Consider the following 21,264-nt stretch of genomic DNA (forward strand, 5'->3'; position numbering starts at 1 on the left):
TTCCCTTAAGAATAGACCAGACTTTTGAAGTCCTCCCATAGAGTTATCAGTTATTACTGACGCAATGGTGTTTTGACGCCTTGTTGGGACTTTCCAGTGCATCATTTCGATGAGTGTGATGTGTACAATCTCCGCTCAGGACGAACGGAGCTTGGGAGTCATTGAAAGAAGGAACCCATCAAATTGAAGCCATGTACTGGCAACCAGATGGCTGATAAAGCCATTTTTTAGCCACGGTAAGCGACATGGGTCGCGCCTTTGCTAATCAATCGTCATTTTCGATACCAAAATACCTCCTGAAGGGAAACAATATAGACATTTCCCGATCACTTTCGTTTTCCGAACAAGATCAACAACAGGCTCCAGCGTATAATCGCCATCATGGTAAAAAAATCGACGACTAAAAAAGGCAGGCCCGCCAAAAAGACCCGGTCATCCACTAAGCAAAGGCAGGGCAATCCGGTACCGTGGAAATCTATCCTGCTCAAGCTGGGCTTGACGCTGGTGGTTCTGGTTTGTGCTTACGCTGTCTATCTGGATGCCGTAGTCACTAAACAGTTTGAAGGGAAAAAGTGGGCGATACCAGCCAAGGTATTTGCCCGTCCTGTTGAATTGTATAAAGGCAAGCTGATAACCCCCGGTGATCTCCAGTCCCAGCTCAGGCGTCAGGGCTATCAGGCGGTGCGTGATGTGGCACGACCAGGTACGTTTGCCCGCAATGGCAGTCAGTTCGTTATTTATAGCCGGGGGTTTCACTTTCCCGATGGTGCTGAACCACCGCGCTATGTGCAGGTTGACTTTCAAGGTAATGAGGTGATTCGCCTCGCGGACCGGGATGGTCAAAACCTGCCACTGTTAAGGCTTGATCCACAGCCCATTGGTGGTATTTATCCGGCCAGTTATGAAGACCGCCTGCTGATTCGGACCGCCCAGACTCCCCGGTATCTGATTCCTGCCCTGCTGGCCATTGAAGACCGGGACTATTACGACCATGTCGGGATCTCACCCACCTCCATTGCCCGGGCCATGGTGGCCAACCTGAAAGCCGGAGGGGTTGTTCAGGGGGGGAGTACCATTACCCAGCAGTTGGTGAAAAACTTCTTTCTGACCAATGAGCGCACTCTGGTTCGTAAAGGTAAAGAAGCCATTATGGCACTGCTGCTTGAGCTGCATTACGGCAAAGAAGAGATTCTTGAAACCTATTTAAATGAGGTTTACCTGGGGCAGCACGGGCGTCGGGCCATTCATGGTTTTGGCCTGGCCAGCCAGTTTTACTTTGCCCAGCCTCTCAAGGAATTGAATCTGGCCCGCACGGCCTTGCTGGTGGCTATGGTCAAAGGGCCCTCCTGGTACGATCCAAGGCGATACCCTGAACGCGCTCTGGCGAGACGAAACCTTGTGCTGGATGTCCTGGCTGAGCGATCCATCGTGCCTGTTGCCGAAGTTGAACGCTCTAAAAAGTTGCCATTGGGCGTTGTCAGTCGGGAACTGGTCAGTACCAACGATTTTCCTGCCTATATCGATATGGTGAAAGAGCAGCTGCGCAAGGATTATGATGAGAAGGACCTGACCTCTGAGGGGCTGAGAATTTTCACCAACCTGGACCCGGTGATTCAGCGGGAGGCCCAGAACAGTGTTACCAGCACGTTAACGACTCTGGGTAAGGACAATCAGCTTCAGGGTGCCATGGTGGTTAGCTCTGCCCAGACCGGGGATCTTCTTGCCGTTGTGGGCGATCGAAACCCCGGGTATGCCGGATTTAACCGTGCCCTTGAGGCACGCAGACCGGTTGGCTCCCTGTTGAAGCCGGCAATCTATCTAACCGCGCTTGAACGGCCCGGTCAGTACACATTAACGACGCCTGTCCATGATACACCAGTGAAAATCAGTGATGGTCGTGGCGGTTACTGGGAACCTCAGAATTACAGCCGTGAATCCCATGGTCAGGTGCCACTCTATCTGGCGCTGGCGAAATCCTATAATCAGGCGGCAGCCAATACCGGGATGGCGGTTGGTTTGTCATCGGTCCTGGATACGCTTAAGAGGCTGGGTATCGGGCAGGAGTTACCACCTTATCCTTCGGTCTTGCTTGGCTCTCCATCCATGGCACCGATTGAGGTTGCCAAGATGTACCAAACCATCGCCAGTGGTGGCTTTCGTATGCCGTTGCGGGCGATCGATGCGGTGGTAGACAGCCAGGGCAAGCCACTCAGCCGGTACAGTATTTCTGTCGAGCGGGCTTTTCAGCCGGGGCCAATGGAACTGCTGCGTACCGCTTTGGGTATGGTAATGGCTGACGGTACGGGACGCGGCGTATATCAGTATGTTGAGCCGGGTATTGCCCTGGGCGGTAAAACAGGCACCACCAATGATCTCCGGGATAGCTGGTTTGCCGGTTACTCCGGTGATCTGGTGGCAGTGACCTGGATTGGCCACGACGACAACAGCCCGACAAAACTCACTGGCAGCAGTGGTGCTTTGAAAATCTGGGGTAACTTTATGTCGAATGTGCCGATGCAATCGGTAAAATCCCTGGGAGCCAGCAATGTGACCAGCGTCTGGGTAAATCCATCGGCAAATGGTCGCAGTCATCGCTATTGTCAGGGCGCTAAACCATTGCCCTATATCAAGGGTTCTGAGCCAAAGGCCTATGCCGGTTGCAAGGCTGATGTGAAGGATTCTCTGTTTGACAAAATCAAAGGGTGGTTTGAATGAAGTATGACACCATCTGTGAGTGGTGTGGCAAAGTGGTATCTTTTCCACCCTGGCTTTTCGTTGCGCTGTTGTTGGCCGCAGTTCTGACGGGTTGCTCTACGCCAGTATTGATACAGAAAGAACAGCCTGGAGTGGCATCATCACCCTATGAACAGCGTCAGGATGCACTGGGCACATTATTGCACCAGGCCTGGAATGCCCGGGAAGCTGGCAGGTTTGATGAGGCCGAGAGTGCACTTGGACGGGCGATGCGCATTGGCCCAACGGCTCCGGACGTTTATTACCAGCTGGCCCTGCTGCGTCAGGATCAGGGGCATGTTGCCCAGTCCCGGCAACTGGCTGAGAGGGCATTAAGTCTGGGACCGGGCTTTATGCTGGAACGAAAAATCACTCATTTGTTAAGTGCGTTGAATAGCTGATATGTCTGAAGAAGTTATTGTTTTGCTGGACGCTATGGAGTCAGAGCTGCGCAGGCAGGATGTCTGGCTTCCCATGCCTCCGTCGGTTGAAGCCATGAACAGCACCACACCTTTTTGCATGGATACCATGGCATTCAGCCAGTGGTTGCAGTGGATATTTGTTCCCCGCGTCAGGGCTATCATGGATGGGGGCGGCACTCTGCCAAAGGATTCAAATATCAAGTCCTATGCAGAGGAGGCGTTGCCCCTTGAACGGCTGGAAAGTGAAAAGCTGCTGCTGATTATTGAGCAGTTTGATCGATTAATGAGTTGACCTGCCTGTCGCAGGTCAATGGCTGATGGAATCTGCAGGCAAGCGCTGGTTATTCAGGTGCCGGATCTTGGTGGCGGATGACTGGCATGTCGATCCCGAATACCACAACAGCTGCGAAAAAAGTCGGCTATAGCAGCTGTACGGCCTCTGACTGGTTGATGCTCTTGTGGAACCATTTCTGACGCTTCCGTTGAAGGTTCTGCCTGTGAGGTTTGCAGGGCTTGTGGTTTGTCCTCTGGCTGAGAATCACTGATATTCGGGTCATGAGCTGATATTGCCGCTGGTAATGTTGTTGCAATATTAGAAAATGAATCTAATACGGAGGACATACTATCAGCACCGGCCAGTTGAGGTCTGGCTTCCCCTTCCGGTTGTGGATGAATCGTGCGGTCAGCTGCTTTTTTGTCATCTGGCACCTGCTCTGAATTAAATGCATCAGGAGGTGGTAGTAATGTTTCCCGTGATCTTGAAACTTCTGGCTCTGAGCTTGCGGCAGAAGAAATACCAACTGATTGACTTTGTTGTGTATATAAGATGGGGACTGAACCAGTAACAGAAGAATCCATAGCTACCTCTAAAAGGTCATTAAAGCATTATTTAGACCAATATTTTCACCGGTAGTTTCTCCTTGTTGATGTAAATTCAGGAAGATAAGGTAATTCATCTAAATTTCAGGTTATTTATACCCTATCTTATATATGCCCGAGATTTTTTATCTTTTTATCCAAAACTGCCTCTACAGGATAATCTCACTTAAACGCGTTTATTAATTCAATATTCTCCTGTGTACCGGATAGTGAGAAGTGGTTATTTTCTTTCATAAGTTGACCGGTACCATCAATATCCAACTGTGAAAGCAGTGTTAACACCTCTTGTCTGGATAGGTATTTTACCTGCTGTGACAGTAAACGAATCTTTTCCGGTAGTGTTCTGGCGGTTGCCATAAGCATTTCAAGTCGGCCAAATCTGATTTTCATGGTAAAGCTTTCGGCAGGCTGTGAGGTGATGGGTGCAAGCATTGCAGCCAATATACGGCTATCAATTTCATTTTCATGGTTTAACAGGTTGCAGAGCCATAACTTATCATCAATATTGATTTCGCTGCCGGATAATAATTTTACAATGGTATTAACCGTTAATTGAGCGGTACTCACGGCATTGGCTTTATATTCGTTCCAGAAACGTAGCAGGTAGTAATAGGTGGTGTCTGTCTTAAACTGGTTGTCACTTTTTGCCAGCCACTCAAGGCTTTTCAATGAGAACCGACACTTGGGGTGCTGAATAATGATCTCAATCCGGCTTGGGGATAAATGTGTGAGGTTCAGTTGCTCAAGGTAAAAGTCAGTGAATGCAGAGAGTAGCTGGTTCAACGTTGCATCGTGGATTTCGTTGCTGTCTGGTAAACTGTATTCTTTCGCCTCAAGCTCCCGATGTTGCCAGACTTCCAGAGCTTCGCTTACTTGCCACTGTGTGGCCACTTGAAAGTCATTGGGCAGGTAGCCGTTGAGATACTCTCCGCTGTTCTGGTTAGTGCTTTTCTGGCTGAAATTACTCGCCTGATGCTCAAGGGATTGTGGGAGGGGCGTGGCCGGTTGCCATGAAGCTATGGGATATCCATTGAAAGGAGTATCTGGATAGAAATAAAACAGATAGTCCCGGTAATCTTCAGCAAAATACCCATTCATAAGTAAGTAAAGTAAAGGGCCAAAGCGTTCTTCAGTCAGCGCTCTTAACACTGAATCCGCCATAAAGCCTTGCCGTAGCGTTTCGGCCACCGTTTTACCAGGTAGTTTATTGTCATGGAACACCGTCCAAAAGAGCCCCATACCATCGGTTAATTCTGCATGCTCTTTGGGATAAAGATTCTTAATAACGACCATGGCAAACAGCTTGTTGTTATTCGGCGCTTTAAAATCCGTGGATAACTGATCCAGGTAAATATGAAACTCATTAACGATATTGGTCATCAGTTTCATGTCGCCAATGGCGCTTGCAACATTGTAAATTAATGCTTTATCCATCCCACGGCTATTGATGGTTTTCAGCCGCTTATACAGTTCCGGGCCGGTATGTTCAGCATTGGGAGCGGGAATAATGGGAACCACCAGGTCAAAAAACCGGGTACGTTCGCTAGCCGTCAGTATTTCGTCCGCCAGGAGATAGATAAAATAGACGGGTTGTTTAATATGGCCTGAGCCATTCAGGTAGCCATTGACACAATACAGTGTTTCCAATGCTGTCTGCTGGGAAGGGCTTGTCAGGTTCTCAACAATGACCACATCATACCTGCCGTGGTTAAAGGCATGATTGATTTGATGGAGATAATGACTGACATCTGATCGGTCTGCACGGTTCTCCAGCCGGGTTCGCCTCTTTCTCTGGCCTGTTTTCAGTAACCCCGTAAATAGATACAGTACGACCAGTGTTCCCACCAGGAATAAGGAGAGTTCAGCTAATAATGGGGCATACTTTTTGGCAAAGGCCAGCATCGGGTCAGGTAAATACAGATGGAGTGCTTTGACCGTTGTACTTTGATCAATGCCCAGACTACCGCTGAGATAGCCCAGTGTTGCAATGGAATAGCTGGTCGATAAGGCCAGAAGCGCGCCAATGACTTTTTTCCAGCCTTTGGGTTTATGCTGCAGCGCCTTAATGTCATCGGGTAATTTGCCTGTGATGCTGCACAGAAGTTGCTCTAATAATTCTTTCTCATTTTCATTGCTATCCCCAGTAATGGGGGGATTGATTTCGGATAGCGGTGGCAAAAAAATCCGGGTGTACTTGAATTGTGGATTACGCTCGGTGAATGCATGAATAAACGCGCTTTTGCCGACACCAATGGCTCCGGAAATGGCAATATTTCGGGTTTCAGGCTGCTCTTCTACATTGAGGGCAGCCAGTAGCTCCCTCTCATACTTTTCGAATTGCTCATGTGGCATCGTCGTTGAGTTCAGAGGCCTGATAAGTGACTGGCCATCACGACGTTTCAGATACCGGGAAAATGTCCCTCCTGATGCCTTGCGAGCGGTGGTCGATCTGCCATGCTCAGGATAATGCTGCGAGTACTTTTCCCGGGCTGCCTGCCAACCTGCTCTTGCTGCTCTCCAGCCAGCCATGATTGCTTTGAGGTACCTGGTTTTACGGCGAATCAATCCTGACCGTTGAAGATGAGCCATCATTTCCCTGTAGCCTTTTCCATGACCAATGTTCGTGAGCCAACACATTAACTGTTTAAAATCGGCAGGATTTGGCAGTGGGTGAGCAGATATATTGGCCTGTTTTGATTGGCCAGCCTGTGACGTACATGGACAAATCGTTGTGATGCACCTTTACACTACAGGTATCGGCAGTTCTCTTTCCCCGGGGCAGGAACGTTCATCAAAAATGGCTGTCTGAGTCAGTAATTCCCGTGCAACCCCGAGAGTTTAACGTCTATGAATCTCGCTGATCTGACTGGGCCTTTTACACCGGACGTCAGTTTCCCTGCTAATGACGGTAATTCTCACCCTGTTTCCCCGGCTACCGTTGGACCAAGAGCTGTCTATCAAGTGCCAGTTGCAGCAGTGCAGTCTCAATTACGTGAGCAAAATCACATCAGAGATACGGTTCCGACAACCAGTACTTTATGGCCCAGGGAGGCTTCATTACCTGCACACATAAAACTGAGCGATGACATAAGCCAGCAAGTTAAACGGCAGTTATCAGACGATGCAAAGTGTATTGTTTACCATGCCAGCAGAAGCGCTGCTGATGGGGTAAAAAGCGTTCAATTCACTGAATATGCACAAAACCTTATGCGTCAGGATGGGTTTTCTGAAGAAGAGTTGTCCAGTGCTGTGAAGATGTGCAGTATGGTTGATTCCTCAGATACTTGTCACAAGCGCGACGACGATTGCGAGCTCCAGAGGCAGATCTATTTTGTTGCAAATCCAAAAGTGAATGAGTGGATACTTAACCACTTGATGTCCAGTTCTGACCTTGATCGCGATGTTGATGACATGATATTCGAGTATTCGGATGGCAACCGCTGGCATCCTTCGGGTTTCTTCGGTGCCACCGTTCCACAGACTCTGGTGGATGACAGGTATGTTCTGATATCCAAACAACACGGGTCACCTTTTGAGCCAGCTGACTTAAGTGTCAATGTTCAGAAATATATATCTGACAGGATTGCCAGGCATCACTGCGATACCCTCAGCAGGCTATCTGAAATCGTAGAATGCAGCAGCAGTGACAACGATGAAAAATTATCAATATTAAGCGATTTTCTAAAGCCTTACCGGTCAAACCCTGGTGACTCAGAAACAAGGTAAAAACCTGCACGACTATGGATACAGGAGCTCCTCCCGACGACGGGAATCGTCGATAACCTCGTACTCTCCATTATTGCATTAGTCATTTATCGTCTTTCTGTGACAAAAAAATTCGTGTTCATCGAGGCAAAATCCGTATTTGTATTGACGGATGGCTGCTGAAAGTCAAAAATGGCACCTCCTGAAGCCGCCCAAGAAGCTGCGTTGGGAATTATGCGACAATTTGATGCCGCTTATCTGCGGCTCAGATAAGAGTGTTCCTTAGTGTACCGACTTCTCGATCTTGTGCTGAGATCATTTGTTGGTGCACTGCTCCTACCCGCACAGGAATGTAGCATTTCTGCAAGCCAGAATTGTGAGTCTCATGCAGCCCGGAGCTGCACTTGTTGGTGAAGGCTGATCGTTAAGAGATGCCTTTTCGTGTTCGCCAATTTCTAACACGCTCTGTTTCAGGGACTGTTGGCATTGAGTCGGGATATTCAGCGGCAGAAGATGTTAATAGCGCCAGCAATTCGGGGCGATATAAAAATTCATTCCAAATAAAGCCGAGGGTTAGCAAGTGGAGCTATTATCCGGCGCGGACATGGTGGTCCGATCACTGGCAGATGAGGGAGTCGAGTATATATACGGGTACCCGGGGGGGGCTCTGCTGCACGTCTATGACGCTATTTTCCGGCAGAAGGCGATTACCCATATCCTGGTACGTCATGAACAGGCTGCCACCCATATGGCAGACGGTTACGCAAGAGCAACCGGCAAGCCGGGTGTGGCCCTGGTAACCTCTGGTCCGGGGGCAACGAATACCATTACCGGTATTGCCACTGCCTACATGGACTCGATCCCCATGGTGGTGCTTTCCGGTCAGGTGCCGTCTGCCTTTATTGGCAGTGATATGTTTCAGGAAGTGGATATGGTGGGTATTTCCAGACCCATCGTAAAACACAGCTTCCTGGTCAAGCGGGCTGAAGATATTCCAGAGGTCATCAAGAAAGCCTTCCATCTGGCACAGACCGGTCGCCCGGGGCCTGTTGTGGTTGATATCCCCAAGGATATTACTGACCCGGGCAAAAAGTACCAATACAGTTACCCGCAAAAGGTACGGCTGCGTTCCTATAACCCACCGGTTAAAGGTCACAATGGCCAGATTCGCAAAGCGGTTGAACTGCTGGCAGAGGCTAAAAAAACCATTATCTATGCCGGTGGCGGTGTTATTTTGGGCAAGGCGTCTGAACAACTCACAGCGCTGGCGAAAACATTGAATGTACCGGTGACGAATACTCTGATGGGCCTGGGTGCCTACCCTGGTTCGGACCATCAGTTTGTCGGTATGCTCGGTATGCATGGCAGTTACTGCGCGAACCAGGCGATGCACAATGCGGACCTGATTCTGGCAGTGGGCGTCCGTTTTGATGACCGGGTGACCAATAACACATCAAAGTTCTGCCCGGATGCCAGGATCATTCATATTGATATTGATCCGGCCAGTATCTCCAAGAATATACCGGCGGATGTGCCGATTGTCGGGCCAGTGGATGCGGTACTGGACACCATGATCCGTCAGATAAAAGAGACCGATACCCGTATTGGTCAGGAAGCGCTCGATAGCTGGTGGCGTCAGATCAATGAATGGCGTGAAGGTCGTGGTGGCCTGTTCCCTTACGACAAGGGTGACGGCACTATTCTCAAGCCTCAGCAGGTTATAGAAACACTGTATGAAGTAACCCGGGGTGAAGACACCTACATCACGTCCGATGTTGGTCAGCACCAGATGTTTGCTGCCCAGTATTATCCATTTGATAAGCCCAACCGCTGGATTAACTCCGGAGGCCTGGGAACCATGGGCTTTGGTCTGCCTGCCGCGATGGGAATAAAACTGTCATTCCCGGACAGCCATGTGGCCTGTGTCACCGGTGAGGGCAGTATTCAGATGAATATTCAGGAGCTCTCTACCTGTCTGCAATATGATTTGAATGTGAAAATCATCAACCTGAACAATCAGGCACTGGGCATGGTACGACAGTGGCAAGATATGCAGTATGACAGTCGTTATTCCCATTCTTACATGGATTCACTGCCAGACTTTGTCAAACTGGCGGAGTCCTACGGGCATGTGGGCATGAGAATTACCGATCCGGCCAGGCTGACGTCGGCCATGGAGGAAGCGTTCTCGCTGAAAGACCGACTGGTCTTTATGGATATCCAGGTGGATACCAGTGAGCATGTTTACCCCATGCAGATCAAGGACGGCAATATGGCCGATATGTGGCTCAGCAAAACGGAGAGGACCTGATGAAACGGATTATCTCTGTCCTGGTTGAGAACGAACCCGGTGCACTGTCGCGTATTGTCGGGCTTTTCTCCCAGCGTAATTACAACATTGAAACATTGAATGTTGCACCAACGGAGGACAAGACACTGTCCCGCCTGACGCTGACCACGGAGGGCAATCCCCAGGTCGTTGAGCAGATTACCAAACAGCTGAACAAGCTGGTGGATGTGGTAAAACTGGTGGACCTGACCGAAGGTGCTCATATTGAGCGGGAGATGATGCTGATCAAGGTGCGTGCCGGTGGGCCACTGCGTGCTGAGGTAAAACGGACAGCGGATATTTTCCGTGGTCAGATCGTCGATGTGACCAGCTCTGTCTACACCATCCAGCTGACCGGAACCGGTGAAAAGCTGGATGCCTTTATTGAAGCCATTGGTCAGGCACAGGTGCTGGAAGTTGTGCGAAGTGGGGTGACCGGTATTTCCCGTGGGGAAAAAGTGTTATCTCTTTAAGCGCTGACTGTTAATCTTTTACCCCGGAGTCCGACTTCGGGGTAAATTATTCAAAGCCCCTTGATGGGGGAGTTTTGGCTTAGCCGGATTTCAGTTATTTGGAAGATTGCTTTCTAATACTTCCAGCATCATGTTGTTGTCAGGATGCCATGCCTTTTATTCCTCTTGCTGCTGCTTATACCAACTCCACCTTCTAAATATGAACTGCGCAGCCATTTTGAACCGCTGGATCTTCGTTGGAATTCCTCGCAATAGCCCTGCTATTACTCGTCATTCCGCCTTGCCCAGCGGTCCAAAATGACTTGCTCGTTATCATATTTAGAAGGTGGAATTGGTATTATTTTGCCCCCGATTGAATAACAACATCAAAGGTCCTCAGATAGATTTACTGATGTCTGAACCTTCAGAAGATTGACGATGCCTGAGTAGGTTTTGATTTCTGCTATTTTGTTATTCAAGACTGGTCCCGGATTGCCAAAGGGGAACATAGCATGAAGGGTGCGGCCTACCGCTAAGCTCTCTCGAGCTATCGTTAGAACAGTTTCTGAAAGTTCAAGGGCGGTCTTTCCGTTCTGGGCTCTGTCTTTGGTGGAGGCACCTTGGTCAATCAGGCGCTGAACTGCATTTGAATGACCTTCAATGGCCGCATAATGGAGGGGGGTCATCATGCCAACATCCTTTGCCAGCGCATCTGGTGTGACATCCACTCTGCTGGTGGTAGCATTGACGAAAGCACCATGGCCAATCAGTTGATCAATAACCTTTGACTTACCAGATTTAGCCGCAAGATGCAGAGGTGTTTGTCCCCGGCTGTTTTTGGCATTGACGTCAACTTTACAGGCAATCAGTACCTCAATGGCGTCATGTGCGTGGTGACTGAAGACTGCACAGTGCAGGGGCGTCCATCCAGAATGGTAAAGGGTATTAACGTCAGCACTCCGGGTTATCATGGCCTGGATTTTGTCTTTTTGTCCCTCCATAATCACCTCGTGAAAGGCTGATTTACAAGAGCCTGGATAATGAAGCGTGTTAATGTCAGCCCCCGGAGTTCTGGCTAGCAATTGGTCGAATAAATTCCAGTCATTGATTTTAATCAGTTCACTGAGCAACCCGGCACGCATATCGTCACAAGGTGCCTCAGAGCGGCACAGGGCACTGGCTAACGACCTGATGATGGGTGTAGTCAGTTTGTTTACTCTGTTTATCCAGCTCCATAGCGTCTCGCCACGGCCAATAAGTACATTGGTGGCTGCGCCAGCGGTCAGCAGAAGATCAACGGTCTCAACCTGACCGGTCTCAATAGCAATGTGAAGTGGTGTTTTTTTGTACTGTTTCCGGTGGAATTCCCTTTCACCGTATCTTACTGTGGATTTATCGGTTCTCTCCCTCATTCTTCCTATGTTAAAAAAATGGTGTATTGTCGTTTCAACCCTAAACACTTTTGGCAACCATGAGGCTTGGGCATCAATATTAGCGCCCCTGTCAAGCAATAGCCGAATGGAATCATGTTGCCCATGTTCTACCGCAAAATGGAGGGGGGTCCTGCTACCGGCAGTGATATCAGCGCCTTTGTCAAGCAAAATCTTAATGACATTAAGGAAACCTTTTGCAGCTGCAAAGTGAAGTGGGCATCTTTCATCCGGGACGAGGTGATTAATGCCAGCGCCACTGTCAATAAGGGCAATTATGGCCGCTTCATGACTATTTAACATCGCAAGGTGGAGGGGAGTATCACCGTGCCTGGGGGGAGTGAGGGCATTGATGTCGGCACCGTGGTTAACAAGACACTTGATCGTCGCTACATCACCTTTGCTAGCCGCGCAGTGCAGGGCAGTTATCCCGCCTTTGGTGATGGCAGTGGCGTTTGCACCCTGTTCAAGCAAGCCCTCGACAAAATCAGACCGGCCTCTGGCAGCTGCCACGTGGAGTGGCGTCTTCTCAGAGTACAAACAATGGGCAATTTTCCGTTTACAGAGTGGACAGCCGAAATCGGCATGTTTTGAGTCTGTAAGCCACTGATCAATGCACCAACTGTGATAGATATGGGTACAGGGAAACGTCGCAACAATACCACTGTTACCCGGGTTTTCAAGGCAGATAGCGCATTTTTCAGTTTCCACATCTTCTGGTTGAGAGACCAACGGGGCAGCAGTAGTTGGTATCGGGTTACAGTGATAGACATTATTCATTACTAAAATACTAAAGCCTCAATACGTTACAGATGATTGACAAATTAATTAATCAGATTTAAAACTGCCTGAGTGGTTAGATTGGTCTATAAGCTATTAGTTCAGTTTCTCTGTAGAAAAGGATAATCATTTTTCCAGGGTGTTTTCAGGTTTATTTACCTGGTTAGCTACTTACACAAATATCATTCTGAAAGATTTTTTTATATTGTGGGTTTCCAGGCTGGCATGGCCATCAGCAATATTCCGGGTACCTTTTTCTCGTTAAATTATTTCTTCTTGTTTTAGCCGTTCATTGGTGAATTGAGGTTGAAATGTAGAATTATTACTAATCATAAATGTATCTCCAACGCAATTTCCGTTACTGGCTGAAAAAGCGTTAATACGAGTATTTCACTGCTTTTGTGTTGATAATTATTTAACGGAATAGCATTAAGAAGATCTTGAAATCTTGAAACTTGAAATAGTTATAACTGCATAACTGAATGTCCCAATAGGTACCACGAGAATTTATACTATAGGAGGTTAAGAATTATTCCACTGCAAGGATTGAAAATAGATATGTGAGCTCAATCATCGGGCTATGCCAGGATGTTGAATAGACACTTGATCTACCTCAGATAAGATCTAGACTGCCCATGCTGTAAGTCATCGGGTGATATTGAAAACAGTCGTCAAACATTCCAGGGCAGTTAAAGAGGAAATCATAATGACACCGATTTCAGCCCAGGCTTCAATTGCCACTGCTAATACCAGTGATCCTGCCGATGTTCCGAAAAAATCCCAAACGGCCACTTTTTCTCATCGAAACGTTTGTTTTTCAATGGGTCTTCCTTCGAAAAAAATACAATGCAGCGGTGAAAACCATTTGATAACATCAATAGCGCAGTGTCTGGGAGAAGGGCATCTTTTGTGCCGGGATTGTCAGTTGACCTCCAGCCCTGGAACCCTGACTCAAATGCCCAAATGTCCACTTGACGGCTCCGATGTCGTGGATGACATTGCCGAAACCCGCAGTTTCGGGCACACAGAGATACCATGCCCTTCTGCTACCACATTTGAACCTTGCCATGAATCGGCCTGCACCTGGAAAGGCCCTTACCGGGAGGTCAAATCTCACCTGGATGAATGTGATGGAATTCCCGACAGCACCAAATTAATGATGCAGGGTAAGCAGCTAAAAGAGCTGCAAGCACAACTCATGAATTCAGAGAAAAAACAAAGTGCGAGGATACAATCTCTGACTCAGAAATATGAAGCACTGGATCAAGGAACGCTTCAGGTATTGAAACGAGATGCAGAGAACCTGCTGCCATTATTGACGAGAGCCGTTCTCTGCTTAGGCAATGCGAATCGGAACATCGACAGATTGCGAACGCGGCTTGATCGATTGGAGGAACGCACTGGTAACATGGAGCGACAGTTCAATAGTTTTGTTTTCCGAAGTGCCCGGCAATCAGCTGTCGAGAGTTTAGCCGCCGAGCAAAGATACCTGACTAACCTGCAGCGATCTTACGTAACGGCTGGAAGTTTGTCTCCCATGGAGTCGTCTGATAATACAGGTAGATGTGTTGACGTTTTTTTATGGCGAATAGATGGGGTCCAGTCATGGCTGGCAGATGCCGCAACAAGGAAAGATCAGAGTCATTATTGTCCTGCAGTCTATACAACAGACCGCTACTGTGTGTCCGGACAACTTTCTTCTTATGAACAAGCCAGTGCAAGAGGTTATCTCGGGGTCTATATTGCTGTGTGGAAAGGTCAATACGATGAGCAGATTCGCTGGCCAATGAATAAGATGATCTCGGTGTCTCTGATTGATCAAAATGACCCTGCCAAACGTGCAGGGGGAATGTTTGCCTCTGAGGAGAAGCCAGGCTTCCAAAAACCGCAAAAGCGGGTAAATAGCGGATGGGGTTTTTCTAAATTCCTGGCGCTGAATGATCTGAGCAATCCTGAAATTGTGCAAAATGACTCCCTGCATATAACGATTAAACTGGAGGATCCCTCACCCGGCTCTGGTGCATCGGAACGGCATCATTAAGGATAGAAGTAGCAATCAAATATGGCTTCACAAATGGATATGTTGCTGATGCGAAACGAGTTCGTATAAGTACATTGTCAGGTGTCTCTGTGCCATCTCTCAAAGTCTGCTATGTTCATGGCTCATTCAATAAAAACAGGTAGTACCTATGTCACTGGAAGCCAAGGTAAACGCTCTCGACTATGCGTTCCAGGAAAACAACAAAATCCTTGAAGCGACTCATGGAGTTGTATCCCTGATCCTCAATGAACAACGTGAGAAGTTCAAAGAGGTTGATCGCCGTTTGGACGCGGTTGATCGCCGTTTGGACGCGGTTGATCGCCGTTTCGACGCGGTTGATCGCCGTTTCGACAAAACCGAAGAGTTGCTCATTCAAATCGTTAACCACCTTGCCAGCAAGTAACACGTCACCTAACGAACAGCATCAAGGGAATCAGTGCGCCTTACGCAAAGACTCAGCCTGTTCGTAATGTTCATCAAACGTAGACGGTCTGCATGGAAGAACTCTTCCGTCTACAACCAGAATCCAGTCACCCTTGCACAGCAACATCCCCTGTTTTTGGATTTTCCAAATACAGCCGTTCTACCTTTATAAAAAACAACTCATTCAGTGACGTGCAAGCCCGTTTACTCGGATAGCTGCTGCCAGAATGCGGCAATCAGTGGATTCTTTAACTTTTTTTCCAGTACACACAGCCCCACTTGATAAGGCCTAAGTTCCGGACTGACTGTTAATACCTGAACCTTTCCAGCCAGCGGGCTGTTATTCAAGACAATCTCAGGAACCACACCAACACCAAAACCAAGGCTGACCATACTGACAATGGCCTCATTGCCAGCCACCTGGGCATAGATTTGTGGGTGTCTGCCATTAGCCTGAAACCAGGCATCCAGTCTTTGCCTTGCTATTCCCTGTTCCTGCAAAATCATGGGAATGCCTTCAAAGTCATCAACCAGCAGGGATTTGGCGTTAAGGGTTTCTGCCAGCCGGGATTCAACAGGGGCAATAAACCGTAGCGGTGAAACGGCTATTTGCTGAAATGCCAGTCCGGCAGGAAGGTTGTCAGGCCTGGCGGCAATGGCCAGGTCTTCCTGTTCGGTTAATACCCGTTGAATCGCTGGCTCAGGATCACCGGTGTGCAGTTTGATTTCAATGCCCGGGTATCTTGGTCGAAACTGGCTGAGAATCTCATAGAGAAAGCTATAACTGGCGGTGACTGAGCAATACACGCTCAATGAACCGTGAAGTTCCCCGGCACCAGCCACCAGTTCATGATGAATTATGTCCCATTGCGAGAGCGCTTCACGGGCATAAGCCTGAAATCGTTTGCCTTTTGGTGTGAGCGAGACACTTCGATTGTTCCTTTCAAACAGTGTCACCCCCAGCTGATCTTCCAGCTGCTTGATGTTGCGACTCAGGGTTGACGGGCTGACATGGCAAATAAGGCTGGCCCTGTTGAAATGCAGGGATTCTGCCAGTGCGAGGAACTGTTTCAGAGGGCGAAGGTCTATAGCCATAGGGAAATCAGGGTTATTTCATATTTTGCAATTTTAAGTTGCAAATATATCACTAAATGCAACTATACGCAGAATCACCTATCGGTTATGGTGTACCCCACGTTGGGAGAGCGGTGACTGTGGGAAGCCGCTGTGTAAATAACAAGCCTAAATCCACCGGACTGGTGTTTTCTTTCAGGAGTTATTCGATGAAAGTTTATTACGATAAAGACTGTGACCTCTCCATTATCCGTGGCAAAAAAGTCTCTATCATTGGCTATGGCTCCCAGGGTCATGCCCACGCTAATAACCTGAAAGACTCTGGTGTTGAAGTAACGGTTGGCCTGCGTAAGGGCTCTTCTTCCTGGGCCAAGGCGGAAGCAGCGGGTCTCCTGGTGGCAGAAGTACCTCAGGCTGTCGCTCAGGCTGATGTGGTTATGATTCTGACACCGGACGAGTTCCAGTCCCAGCTTTACCGGGAGGTGATTGAACCGAACCTGAAGCAGGGAGCGACCCTGGCTTTTGCCCATGGTTTCGCCATCCACTACAACCAGGTAGTACCTCGTGCTGATCTTGATGTCATCATGATTGCCCCCAAGGCACCGGGCCATACTGTGCGCTCAGAGTTCGTTAAAGGCGGCGGCATCCCAGACCTGATTGCTATTTTCCAGGACGCTTCCGGCCAGGCCAAAGACGTTGCGCTCTCCTACGCGTCAGGTGTCGGCGGTGGTCGTACCGGTATCATCGAAACGACGTTTAAAGATGAAACGGAAACCGACCTTTTTGGTGAACAGGCCGTGCTTTGTGGTGGTGCTGTTGAGCTGGTCAAGGCCGGTTTTGAAACCCTGACGGAAGCGGGCTACGCACCGGAAATGGCTTACTTTGAGTGTCTCCACGAACTCAAGCTGATTGTTGACCTGATGTACGAAGGCGGTATCGCCAATATGAACTACTCCATCTCCAACAATGCGGAGTACGGTGAGTATGTGACCGGCCCACGGGTGATCAACGACGAGTCCCGCAAGGCAATGCGTGAAGCGCTGAAAGATATTCAGAACGGTGAGTATGCCAAGAAGTTTATCTCTGAAGGTGCTCTGAATTATCCATCCATGACCGCCTATCGTCGCAACAATGCGGCCCACCCGATTGAGAAGGTGGGTGCCCAGCTGCGGGAAATGATGCCCTGGATCACCGCGAACAAGCTGGTTGATAAAGAGAAAAACTAAGAATGGGTAGTTAGAGTTGTCGCTTGAAAAAACAGGATATTTCGCAAGAAATATCCTGTTTTTCGTTGAAGATAAAGAGCCGAAAATCAGGGCTGCTTGAGCGCTTGAATAAACTGCCGTGACTGGTCAATGGAAACCTGCATATCACTGATCAGGCGATCAATATCCGCCTTGATGGTGTTGAACTCCCCTTTCAATGCGCTGATGGCCCGGGCATTCAGGTTATGCTTTAGATAAAGCACCTGATCCTGAAAGGCATCCAGCACCGGCTGCATCCGTTGTTCAGATTTTTCCAGACTGACCATCATACGCTGATACTGACGTCGGGTGTCTTTCAGCTTCTGGGCACTGGCTCTGCGCAGACTATCGCTCTTGTAGAGAGTGAGTTCGTCTTCCCATTCGTCAAACAGTGCATCAGACACACTCTGAACGCTGGCAATGCGGTCTCTTACTCGCTCTGCAGCGGCCAGGCTGTCCTGGTATTCTGAGTTCAGGTCATTGTAGGCGGCTTCCAGGTCGCCACCCTCAAAGTTGATAACACTCTGGAACTGCTCCAGTGCACTTTGGAATTGCACCTGTGCCTGCTCCTGTGCAGTTTGGGTATCTTCAATGCGATCCACCATAATATCGCGCTTATGGATGCCTACTTTTTCCATGGCGCTGTAATAAGTGCTCTGGCAACCGGCCAGCAGGAGCGTCGCTACGAACAGGATGGCTGTCTTCAGTGTTGCAATTTTCATCGGTGATTCTTCTCAATGGCGTCGATCAGTTCTTTGTTGCGTTTGTCGGCCAAATGGCTATTCACCACAAACAACGCATGGATAACACCCGGCAACCAGGCACATAAGGTAAGGATAATATTCAAGATCACTTGAAATGGCTTACCGCAGAGTAGTACAGCCAGCGGCGGTAAAATAATGGCCAGAAAATAGCGCATAACCTGTCAACCTGTTCACTAATATAACTATGGCCCGATTTTGTATCACAATGCTTTTTCGGCATAAACCGGCCATTTTCAGCATTTCACAACCCATGGTGGTTTGGCAAACACTGTGCTCAATAACCCGTTATGGTTGGGAGCATAGCAATGCTGGGTATCCTTGGGGGAATGGGGCCGCTGGCTACCGTGGATTTTATGCAGAAAGTGATTGCCCTGAGTCTGGCGAACAGCGATCAGGAGCATTTGCCGATGCTGGTACATAACGTACCGCAAATACCTGATCGCAGTGCCTGCATTTTGCAGGGCGGCAAAGACCCTCTGCCATCCTTGTTGCAGGGCTTAAAGCGGCTGGAAAACGCTGGTGCAACGTGCATCGTGATTCCCTGCAATACTGCGCATTACTGGTTTGGTGCCCTGCAAGCGCACAGCACGGTAAAAATGATCAGCATTATCGATGTTGTGTGTCAGGAGCTTGTCCGGCGCGGCATCACCAATGTGGGCCTGATGGCAACCAACGCCACCGTGGCAGCGGAGATTTATAAACAGCGTATCGGTGCTTTGGGTGGAGAGTACCAAGTGCCGGACGATCTCGCCCAGCAACAGCTAATGACTGCGATTTACGACATTAAAGCCGGTCGCCCGGAACAAGGCTCACGGGGTATGCAAATGGTGTTTGATGGCCTGCTTGCTGGTGGTGCCGAAGCCGTTATCCTCGGTTGCACAGAAATTCCCATTGGGCTGGCCAACATCGCACAACAGCAACCTGAGCGGTGCATTGACGCCACCGAGCTGTTAGCCAGAGCCTGTGTCGATTGGTATTACTCCGGTCACGACAATCATTACCTGGGCGAAAAACAGGCGGCGTAACCCGCAGAGCAAAAAGGCAGCGTTTATTAGGGCCTGTTGACGTTTCGTTGCGTGCTCAGTGGCTCAGAAAGGCGTCAGATGCGCGAAAGACTTGTGCAGCGCGTAGTTATTCTACGTCAAGCAAGTCTGACAAAGCAGATGGCGCCTTTCTGAGCCACCCTTCGGGCGTATCAGGGCACCCCTATGACTTCGTTGCGGCATTTTGAAAGGCAACCAGCCTTCCTGCAATGCCGCGCCTCGTCATAGGAGCGCCCTGATACGCTGAGCACGCAACGAAACGTCAACAGGCCCTAAGTCGCTGTCTTCTGTCTGTATTTCTTGCTCACTGTTTTGTGTCAGACTTGCCGCCGACCATTCAGCAAGTTGAAACAGGATGAATCTGGAAACTAAATGGCTGGAAGATTTTCTGGCTTTGGCCGAGCTGCGGAATTTTTCCCGTGCGGCGCAGCATCGTAATGTCACTCAGCCCGCTTTCAGCCGTCGCATTCGCAGCCTTGAGCACGCCCTGGGGGTGGAACTCATCGACCGCACCACAACACCCCTGGCACTGACCCCCGAAGGTCGGCTGTTTCATACCACGGCGCGCAATCTGTTGCGCCAGATGGACGACGGCGTACAACCACTCTTTCGCCTGAGTGGTCAGCTCGGGTCGATTCCGCTGCTGGGTTACAGTCCCGGGGCCTTTATGGGGCGTCAGGTGAACGGCCTGCTGAGAAAGATCGACAACCTGCCCCGTTTCCAGCCGGTGATGGAATCGTCCCTGACCAACCTGCTCAAAGTGATGGCTCTCAAAGGTGGGGGCATTGCCTGGCTGCCGGGTTATGCCATTGTTGATGAGCTGGCCAGTGGCCAGCTGGTGGACTTTGCCGGTCTGGATCAGCGGGAGAAGTATTGGGGCTCTATTGAAATCAAGCTTTACCGAAATGATGTTCGTCTGCACGCTGGCGCTGAGCGGTTCTGGTCGGCACTTGGTAAACGATGTCAGCGAGGGTGGTTACTGACCTAATGTTTGATCTGACGGTGTCCCTCAAAAAGCGTATTCGTGATACAGTCTCACGATGATTCTGTAATGATGAGCAGATGCACTAATGACTGAGAAAATGGAAAAGCCGGAGAGTAATAAAGATGCCGTCGACGGTTTTTTTCCTGTAGACGAGCACGAAGAAGAAGTGATTGAAGAAGGACAGGCGATTCGTCGCAAAGGGATCTACCTGTTACCCAATCTTTTCACCACCGGCAACCTGTTTTGTGGTTTTTACGCCGTTATCGCTGCACAGGCGGGGCATTTTTCCCTGGCCTGTATTGCCGTATTTGTCGCCATGATTCTGGATGGTCTGGATGGTCGTGTCGCCAGGATGACCAACACCATGAGCAAGTTTGGTGAGCAGTATGACAGCCTGGCGGATATGGTCACCTTTGGTGTTGCCCCGGCCATGGTGGTCTTCAGCTGGGCGCTGCAGGATCTTGGCAAGTTTGGCTGGATGATTGCGTTTGTCTATGCGGCTTGTGCAGCCCTTCGGCTGGCGCGGTTTAATGCCCAGATTGAAGTCACTGACAGTCGCTACTTTACCGGCCTGGCCAGTCCGGCGGCGGCAGCGGTAGTGATTGGTATGGTATGGGCACTAAGTGACTTTGGCCTGGATGGTGAGTCCACCTTCATTGCCATACTTGGTGCGCTGATTACCGGTGGGGCTGGTGTCCTTATGGTCAGCAATATTCGTTATCAGAGCTTCAAGAAGATTGATCTGAGAGGTCGGGTACACTTTGTGTTCCTGCTGGCGATGGTTCTGGCCTTTGCCGTGGTGTTTATGGACCCGCCCCGTACACTGCTGATGATCTTTCTGGCGTATGCCTGCTCTGGCCCGATTACCGCGATCTGGCGGCTTGGTGACAACAAGAGTGATCAAACGGTTTAGTTTCTCTTAGCTTCTTGATAAAGCCGGCATTGCTGGCTTTTTTTATA

The 21,264-nt window shown here is 49.3% G+C and carries 19 protein-coding genes; 12 read left to right on the forward strand and 7 right to left on the reverse strand.

The features are described from left to right. The first annotated feature begins 381 nt into the window (after window positions 1-381). The 3 genes from mrcB to ACO6UY_RS17685 are packed head-to-tail and all read left to right on the forward strand — an operon-like array spanning window position 382 to window position 3,447. Window positions 382-2,715 (forward strand): penicillin-binding protein 1B, encoded by a 2,334-nt coding sequence (mrcB, locus tag ACO6UY_RS17675; protein ID WP_422450581.1) that lies wholly within the window; start codon window positions 382-384, stop codon window positions 2,713-2,715. Then, window positions 2,712-3,134 (forward strand): tetratricopeptide repeat protein, encoded by a 423-nt coding sequence (locus ACO6UY_RS17680; protein ID WP_422450582.1) that lies wholly within the window; start codon window positions 2,712-2,714, stop codon window positions 3,132-3,134. The genes mrcB and ACO6UY_RS17680 overlap by 4 nt, the downstream gene beginning before the upstream one ends. Before the next feature lies 1 nt (window position 3,135). Further along, window positions 3,136-3,447: a YqcC family protein gene (locus tag ACO6UY_RS17685; RefSeq protein WP_422450583.1), complete on the forward strand. Its 312-nt coding sequence runs from the start codon at window positions 3,136-3,138 to the stop codon at window positions 3,445-3,447. A gap of 53 nt (window positions 3,448-3,500) precedes the next feature. Here the strand turns inward: ACO6UY_RS17685 and ACO6UY_RS17690 are convergent, their stop codons facing one another. After that, window positions 3,501-4,013 (reverse strand): hypothetical protein, encoded by a 513-nt coding sequence (locus tag ACO6UY_RS17690; RefSeq protein ID WP_422450584.1) that lies wholly within the window; start codon window positions 4,011-4,013, stop codon window positions 3,501-3,503. A gap of 183 nt (window positions 4,014-4,196) precedes the next feature. Further along, on the reverse strand, window positions 4,197-6,626 hold the full coding sequence (locus tag ACO6UY_RS17695) for a hypothetical protein (protein WP_422490784.1): 2,430 nt from the start codon (window positions 6,624-6,626) through the stop codon (window positions 4,197-4,199). Between the two features lie 384 nt (window positions 6,627-7,010). Here ACO6UY_RS17695 and ACO6UY_RS17700 point away from each other — a divergent pair, with 384 nt between their 5' ends. The 3 genes from ACO6UY_RS17700 to ilvN all read left to right on the forward strand — a co-directional run bounded on the left by ACO6UY_RS17700 (window position 7,011) and on the right by ilvN (window position 10,541). Further along, the gene (locus ACO6UY_RS17700; RefSeq protein WP_422462669.1) at window positions 7,011-7,760 is read left to right on the forward strand and encodes a hypothetical protein; all 750 of its coding nucleotides are present in this window, start codon (window positions 7,011-7,013) and stop codon (window positions 7,758-7,760) included. Window positions 7,761-8,319: 559 nt separating this feature from the next. Beyond that, window positions 8,320-10,050, forward strand: coding sequence for an acetolactate synthase 3 large subunit (locus ACO6UY_RS17705; RefSeq protein ID WP_422450587.1), 1,731 nt, complete (start codon window positions 8,320-8,322; stop codon window positions 10,048-10,050). Then, window positions 10,050-10,541 carry an acetolactate synthase small subunit gene (gene ilvN / locus ACO6UY_RS17710; RefSeq protein ID WP_101748023.1) on the forward strand — a complete coding sequence of 164 codons (492 nt, stop codon included), beginning with the start codon at window positions 10,050-10,052 and terminating at the stop codon, window positions 10,539-10,541. Before ACO6UY_RS17705 ends, ilvN begins: the two co-directional genes overlap by 1 nt. A gap of 365 nt (window positions 10,542-10,906) precedes the next feature. Here ilvN and ACO6UY_RS17715 read toward each other — a convergent pair whose 3' ends face one another. Together ACO6UY_RS17715 and ACO6UY_RS17720 are read right to left on the reverse strand one after the other, a co-directional pair. Next, entirely contained in the window at window positions 10,907-12,730 is a 1,824-nt protein-coding gene (locus ACO6UY_RS17715) for an ankyrin repeat domain-containing protein (protein ID WP_422450588.1), read from the reverse strand. Between the two features lie 874 nt (window positions 12,731-13,604). Continuing rightward, window positions 13,605-13,799, reverse strand: a complete 195-nt coding sequence (locus ACO6UY_RS17720) for a hypothetical protein (RefSeq protein ID WP_422450589.1) — start codon at window positions 13,797-13,799, stop codon at window positions 13,605-13,607. A gap of 87 nt (window positions 13,800-13,886) precedes the next feature. Here ACO6UY_RS17720 and ACO6UY_RS17725 point away from each other — a divergent pair, with 87 nt between their 5' ends. Together ACO6UY_RS17725 and ACO6UY_RS17730 are read left to right on the forward strand one after the other, a co-directional pair. Further along, window positions 13,887-14,771 (forward strand): hypothetical protein, encoded by an 885-nt coding sequence (locus tag ACO6UY_RS17725; RefSeq protein WP_422450590.1) that lies wholly within the window; start codon window positions 13,887-13,889, stop codon window positions 14,769-14,771. A gap of 148 nt (window positions 14,772-14,919) precedes the next feature. After that, entirely contained in the window at window positions 14,920-15,174 is a 255-nt protein-coding gene (locus tag ACO6UY_RS17730; RefSeq protein WP_422490786.1) for a hypothetical protein, read from the forward strand. A gap of 224 nt (window positions 15,175-15,398) precedes the next feature. Here ACO6UY_RS17730 and ilvY read toward each other — a convergent pair whose 3' ends face one another. Next, window positions 15,399-16,283 carry an HTH-type transcriptional activator IlvY gene (gene ilvY, locus ACO6UY_RS17735; protein ID WP_422450704.1) on the reverse strand — a complete coding sequence of 295 codons (885 nt, stop codon included), beginning with the start codon at window positions 16,281-16,283 and terminating at the stop codon, window positions 15,399-15,401. 194 nt (window positions 16,284-16,477) lie between these two features. Between ilvY and ilvC the strand changes: the two genes are divergently transcribed. Next, window positions 16,478-17,494 (forward strand): ketol-acid reductoisomerase, encoded by a 1,017-nt coding sequence (gene ilvC / locus ACO6UY_RS17740; protein ID WP_101749131.1) that lies wholly within the window; start codon window positions 16,478-16,480, stop codon window positions 17,492-17,494. Window positions 17,495-17,580: 86 nt separating this feature from the next. Here ilvC and ACO6UY_RS17745 read toward each other — a convergent pair whose 3' ends face one another. Further along, window positions 17,581-18,234, reverse strand: coding sequence for a DUF2959 domain-containing protein (locus tag ACO6UY_RS17745; protein WP_422450592.1), 654 nt, complete (start codon window positions 18,232-18,234; stop codon window positions 17,581-17,583). Then, entirely contained in the window at window positions 18,231-18,431 is a 201-nt protein-coding gene (locus ACO6UY_RS17750) for a YqaE/Pmp3 family membrane protein (RefSeq protein WP_101749129.1), read from the reverse strand. The genes ACO6UY_RS17745 and ACO6UY_RS17750 overlap by 4 nt, the downstream gene beginning before the upstream one ends. Window positions 18,432-18,581: 150 nt before the next feature. On the opposite strand from ACO6UY_RS17750, the gene ACO6UY_RS17755 reads away from it, so the two are divergent. The 3 genes from ACO6UY_RS17755 (at window position 18,582) to pssA (ending at window position 21,217) form a co-directional block, all read left to right on the forward strand. Next, complete coding sequence (locus ACO6UY_RS17755) at window positions 18,582-19,301, forward strand: aspartate/glutamate racemase family protein (RefSeq protein ID WP_422450593.1); 720 nt, start codon at window positions 18,582-18,584, stop codon at window positions 19,299-19,301. Window positions 19,302-19,674: 373 nt separating this feature from the next. After that, entirely contained in the window at window positions 19,675-20,307 is a 633-nt protein-coding gene (locus tag ACO6UY_RS17760) for a LysR family transcriptional regulator (protein ID WP_422490787.1), read from the forward strand. 82 nt (window positions 20,308-20,389) lie between these two features. After that, the gene (gene pssA, locus ACO6UY_RS17765; protein ID WP_269676741.1) at window positions 20,390-21,217 is read left to right on the forward strand and encodes a CDP-diacylglycerol--serine O-phosphatidyltransferase; all 828 of its coding nucleotides are present in this window, start codon (window positions 20,390-20,392) and stop codon (window positions 21,215-21,217) included. Window positions 21,218-21,264 lie beyond the last annotated feature (47 nt).

Source organism: Endozoicomonas sp. ALE010 (assembly GCF_049310165.1).
Lineage (GTDB): Bacteria > Pseudomonadota > Gammaproteobacteria > Pseudomonadales > Endozoicomonadaceae > Endozoicomonas.

Excerpts from the sequence above, each read along its gene's own strand:
- ACO6UY_RS17755 (WP_422450593.1), top strand. The coding sequence starts at position 18,582 with ATGCTGGGTATCCTTGGGGGAATGGGGCCGCTGGCTACCGTGGATTTT.
- mrcB (WP_422450581.1), top strand. The coding sequence starts at position 382 with ATGGTAAAAAAATCGACGACTAAAAAAGGCAGGCCCGCCAAAAAGACC.
- pssA (WP_269676741.1), top strand. The coding sequence starts at position 20,390 with ATGACTGAGAAAATGGAAAAGCCGGAGAGTAATAAAGATGCCGTCGAC.
- ACO6UY_RS17760 (WP_422490787.1), top strand. The coding sequence starts at position 19,675 with ATGAATCTGGAAACTAAATGGCTGGAAGATTTTCTGGCTTTGGCCGAG.
- ACO6UY_RS17750 (WP_101749129.1), bottom strand. The coding sequence starts at position 18,431 with ATGCGCTATTTTCTGGCCATTATTTTACCGCCGCTGGCTGTACTACTC.
- ACO6UY_RS17690 (WP_422450584.1), bottom strand. The coding sequence starts at position 4,013 with ATGGATTCTTCTGTTACTGGTTCAGTCCCCATCTTATATACACAACAA.
- ACO6UY_RS17745 (WP_422450592.1), bottom strand. The coding sequence starts at position 18,234 with ATGAAAATTGCAACACTGAAGACAGCCATCCTGTTCGTAGCGACGCTC.
- ACO6UY_RS17695 (WP_422490784.1), bottom strand. The coding sequence starts at position 6,626 with ATGATGGCTCATCTTCAACGGTCAGGATTGATTCGCCGTAAAACCAGG.
- ACO6UY_RS17685 (WP_422450583.1), top strand. The coding sequence starts at position 3,136 with ATGTCTGAAGAAGTTATTGTTTTGCTGGACGCTATGGAGTCAGAGCTG.
- ACO6UY_RS17725 (WP_422450590.1), top strand. The coding sequence starts at position 13,887 with ATGATGCAGGGTAAGCAGCTAAAAGAGCTGCAAGCACAACTCATGAAT.
- ACO6UY_RS17680 (WP_422450582.1), top strand. The coding sequence starts at position 2,712 with ATGAAGTATGACACCATCTGTGAGTGGTGTGGCAAAGTGGTATCTTTT.
- ilvC (WP_101749131.1), top strand. The coding sequence starts at position 16,478 with ATGAAAGTTTATTACGATAAAGACTGTGACCTCTCCATTATCCGTGGC.
- ilvN (WP_101748023.1), top strand. The coding sequence starts at position 10,050 with ATGAAACGGATTATCTCTGTCCTGGTTGAGAACGAACCCGGTGCACTG.
- ACO6UY_RS17715 (WP_422450588.1), bottom strand. The coding sequence starts at position 12,730 with ATGAATAATGTCTATCACTGTAACCCGATACCAACTACTGCTGCCCCG.
- ACO6UY_RS17730 (WP_422490786.1), top strand. The coding sequence starts at position 14,920 with ATGTCACTGGAAGCCAAGGTAAACGCTCTCGACTATGCGTTCCAGGAA.
- ACO6UY_RS17720 (WP_422450589.1), bottom strand. The coding sequence starts at position 13,799 with ATGGCAAGGTTCAAATGTGGTAGCAGAAGGGCATGGTATCTCTGTGTG.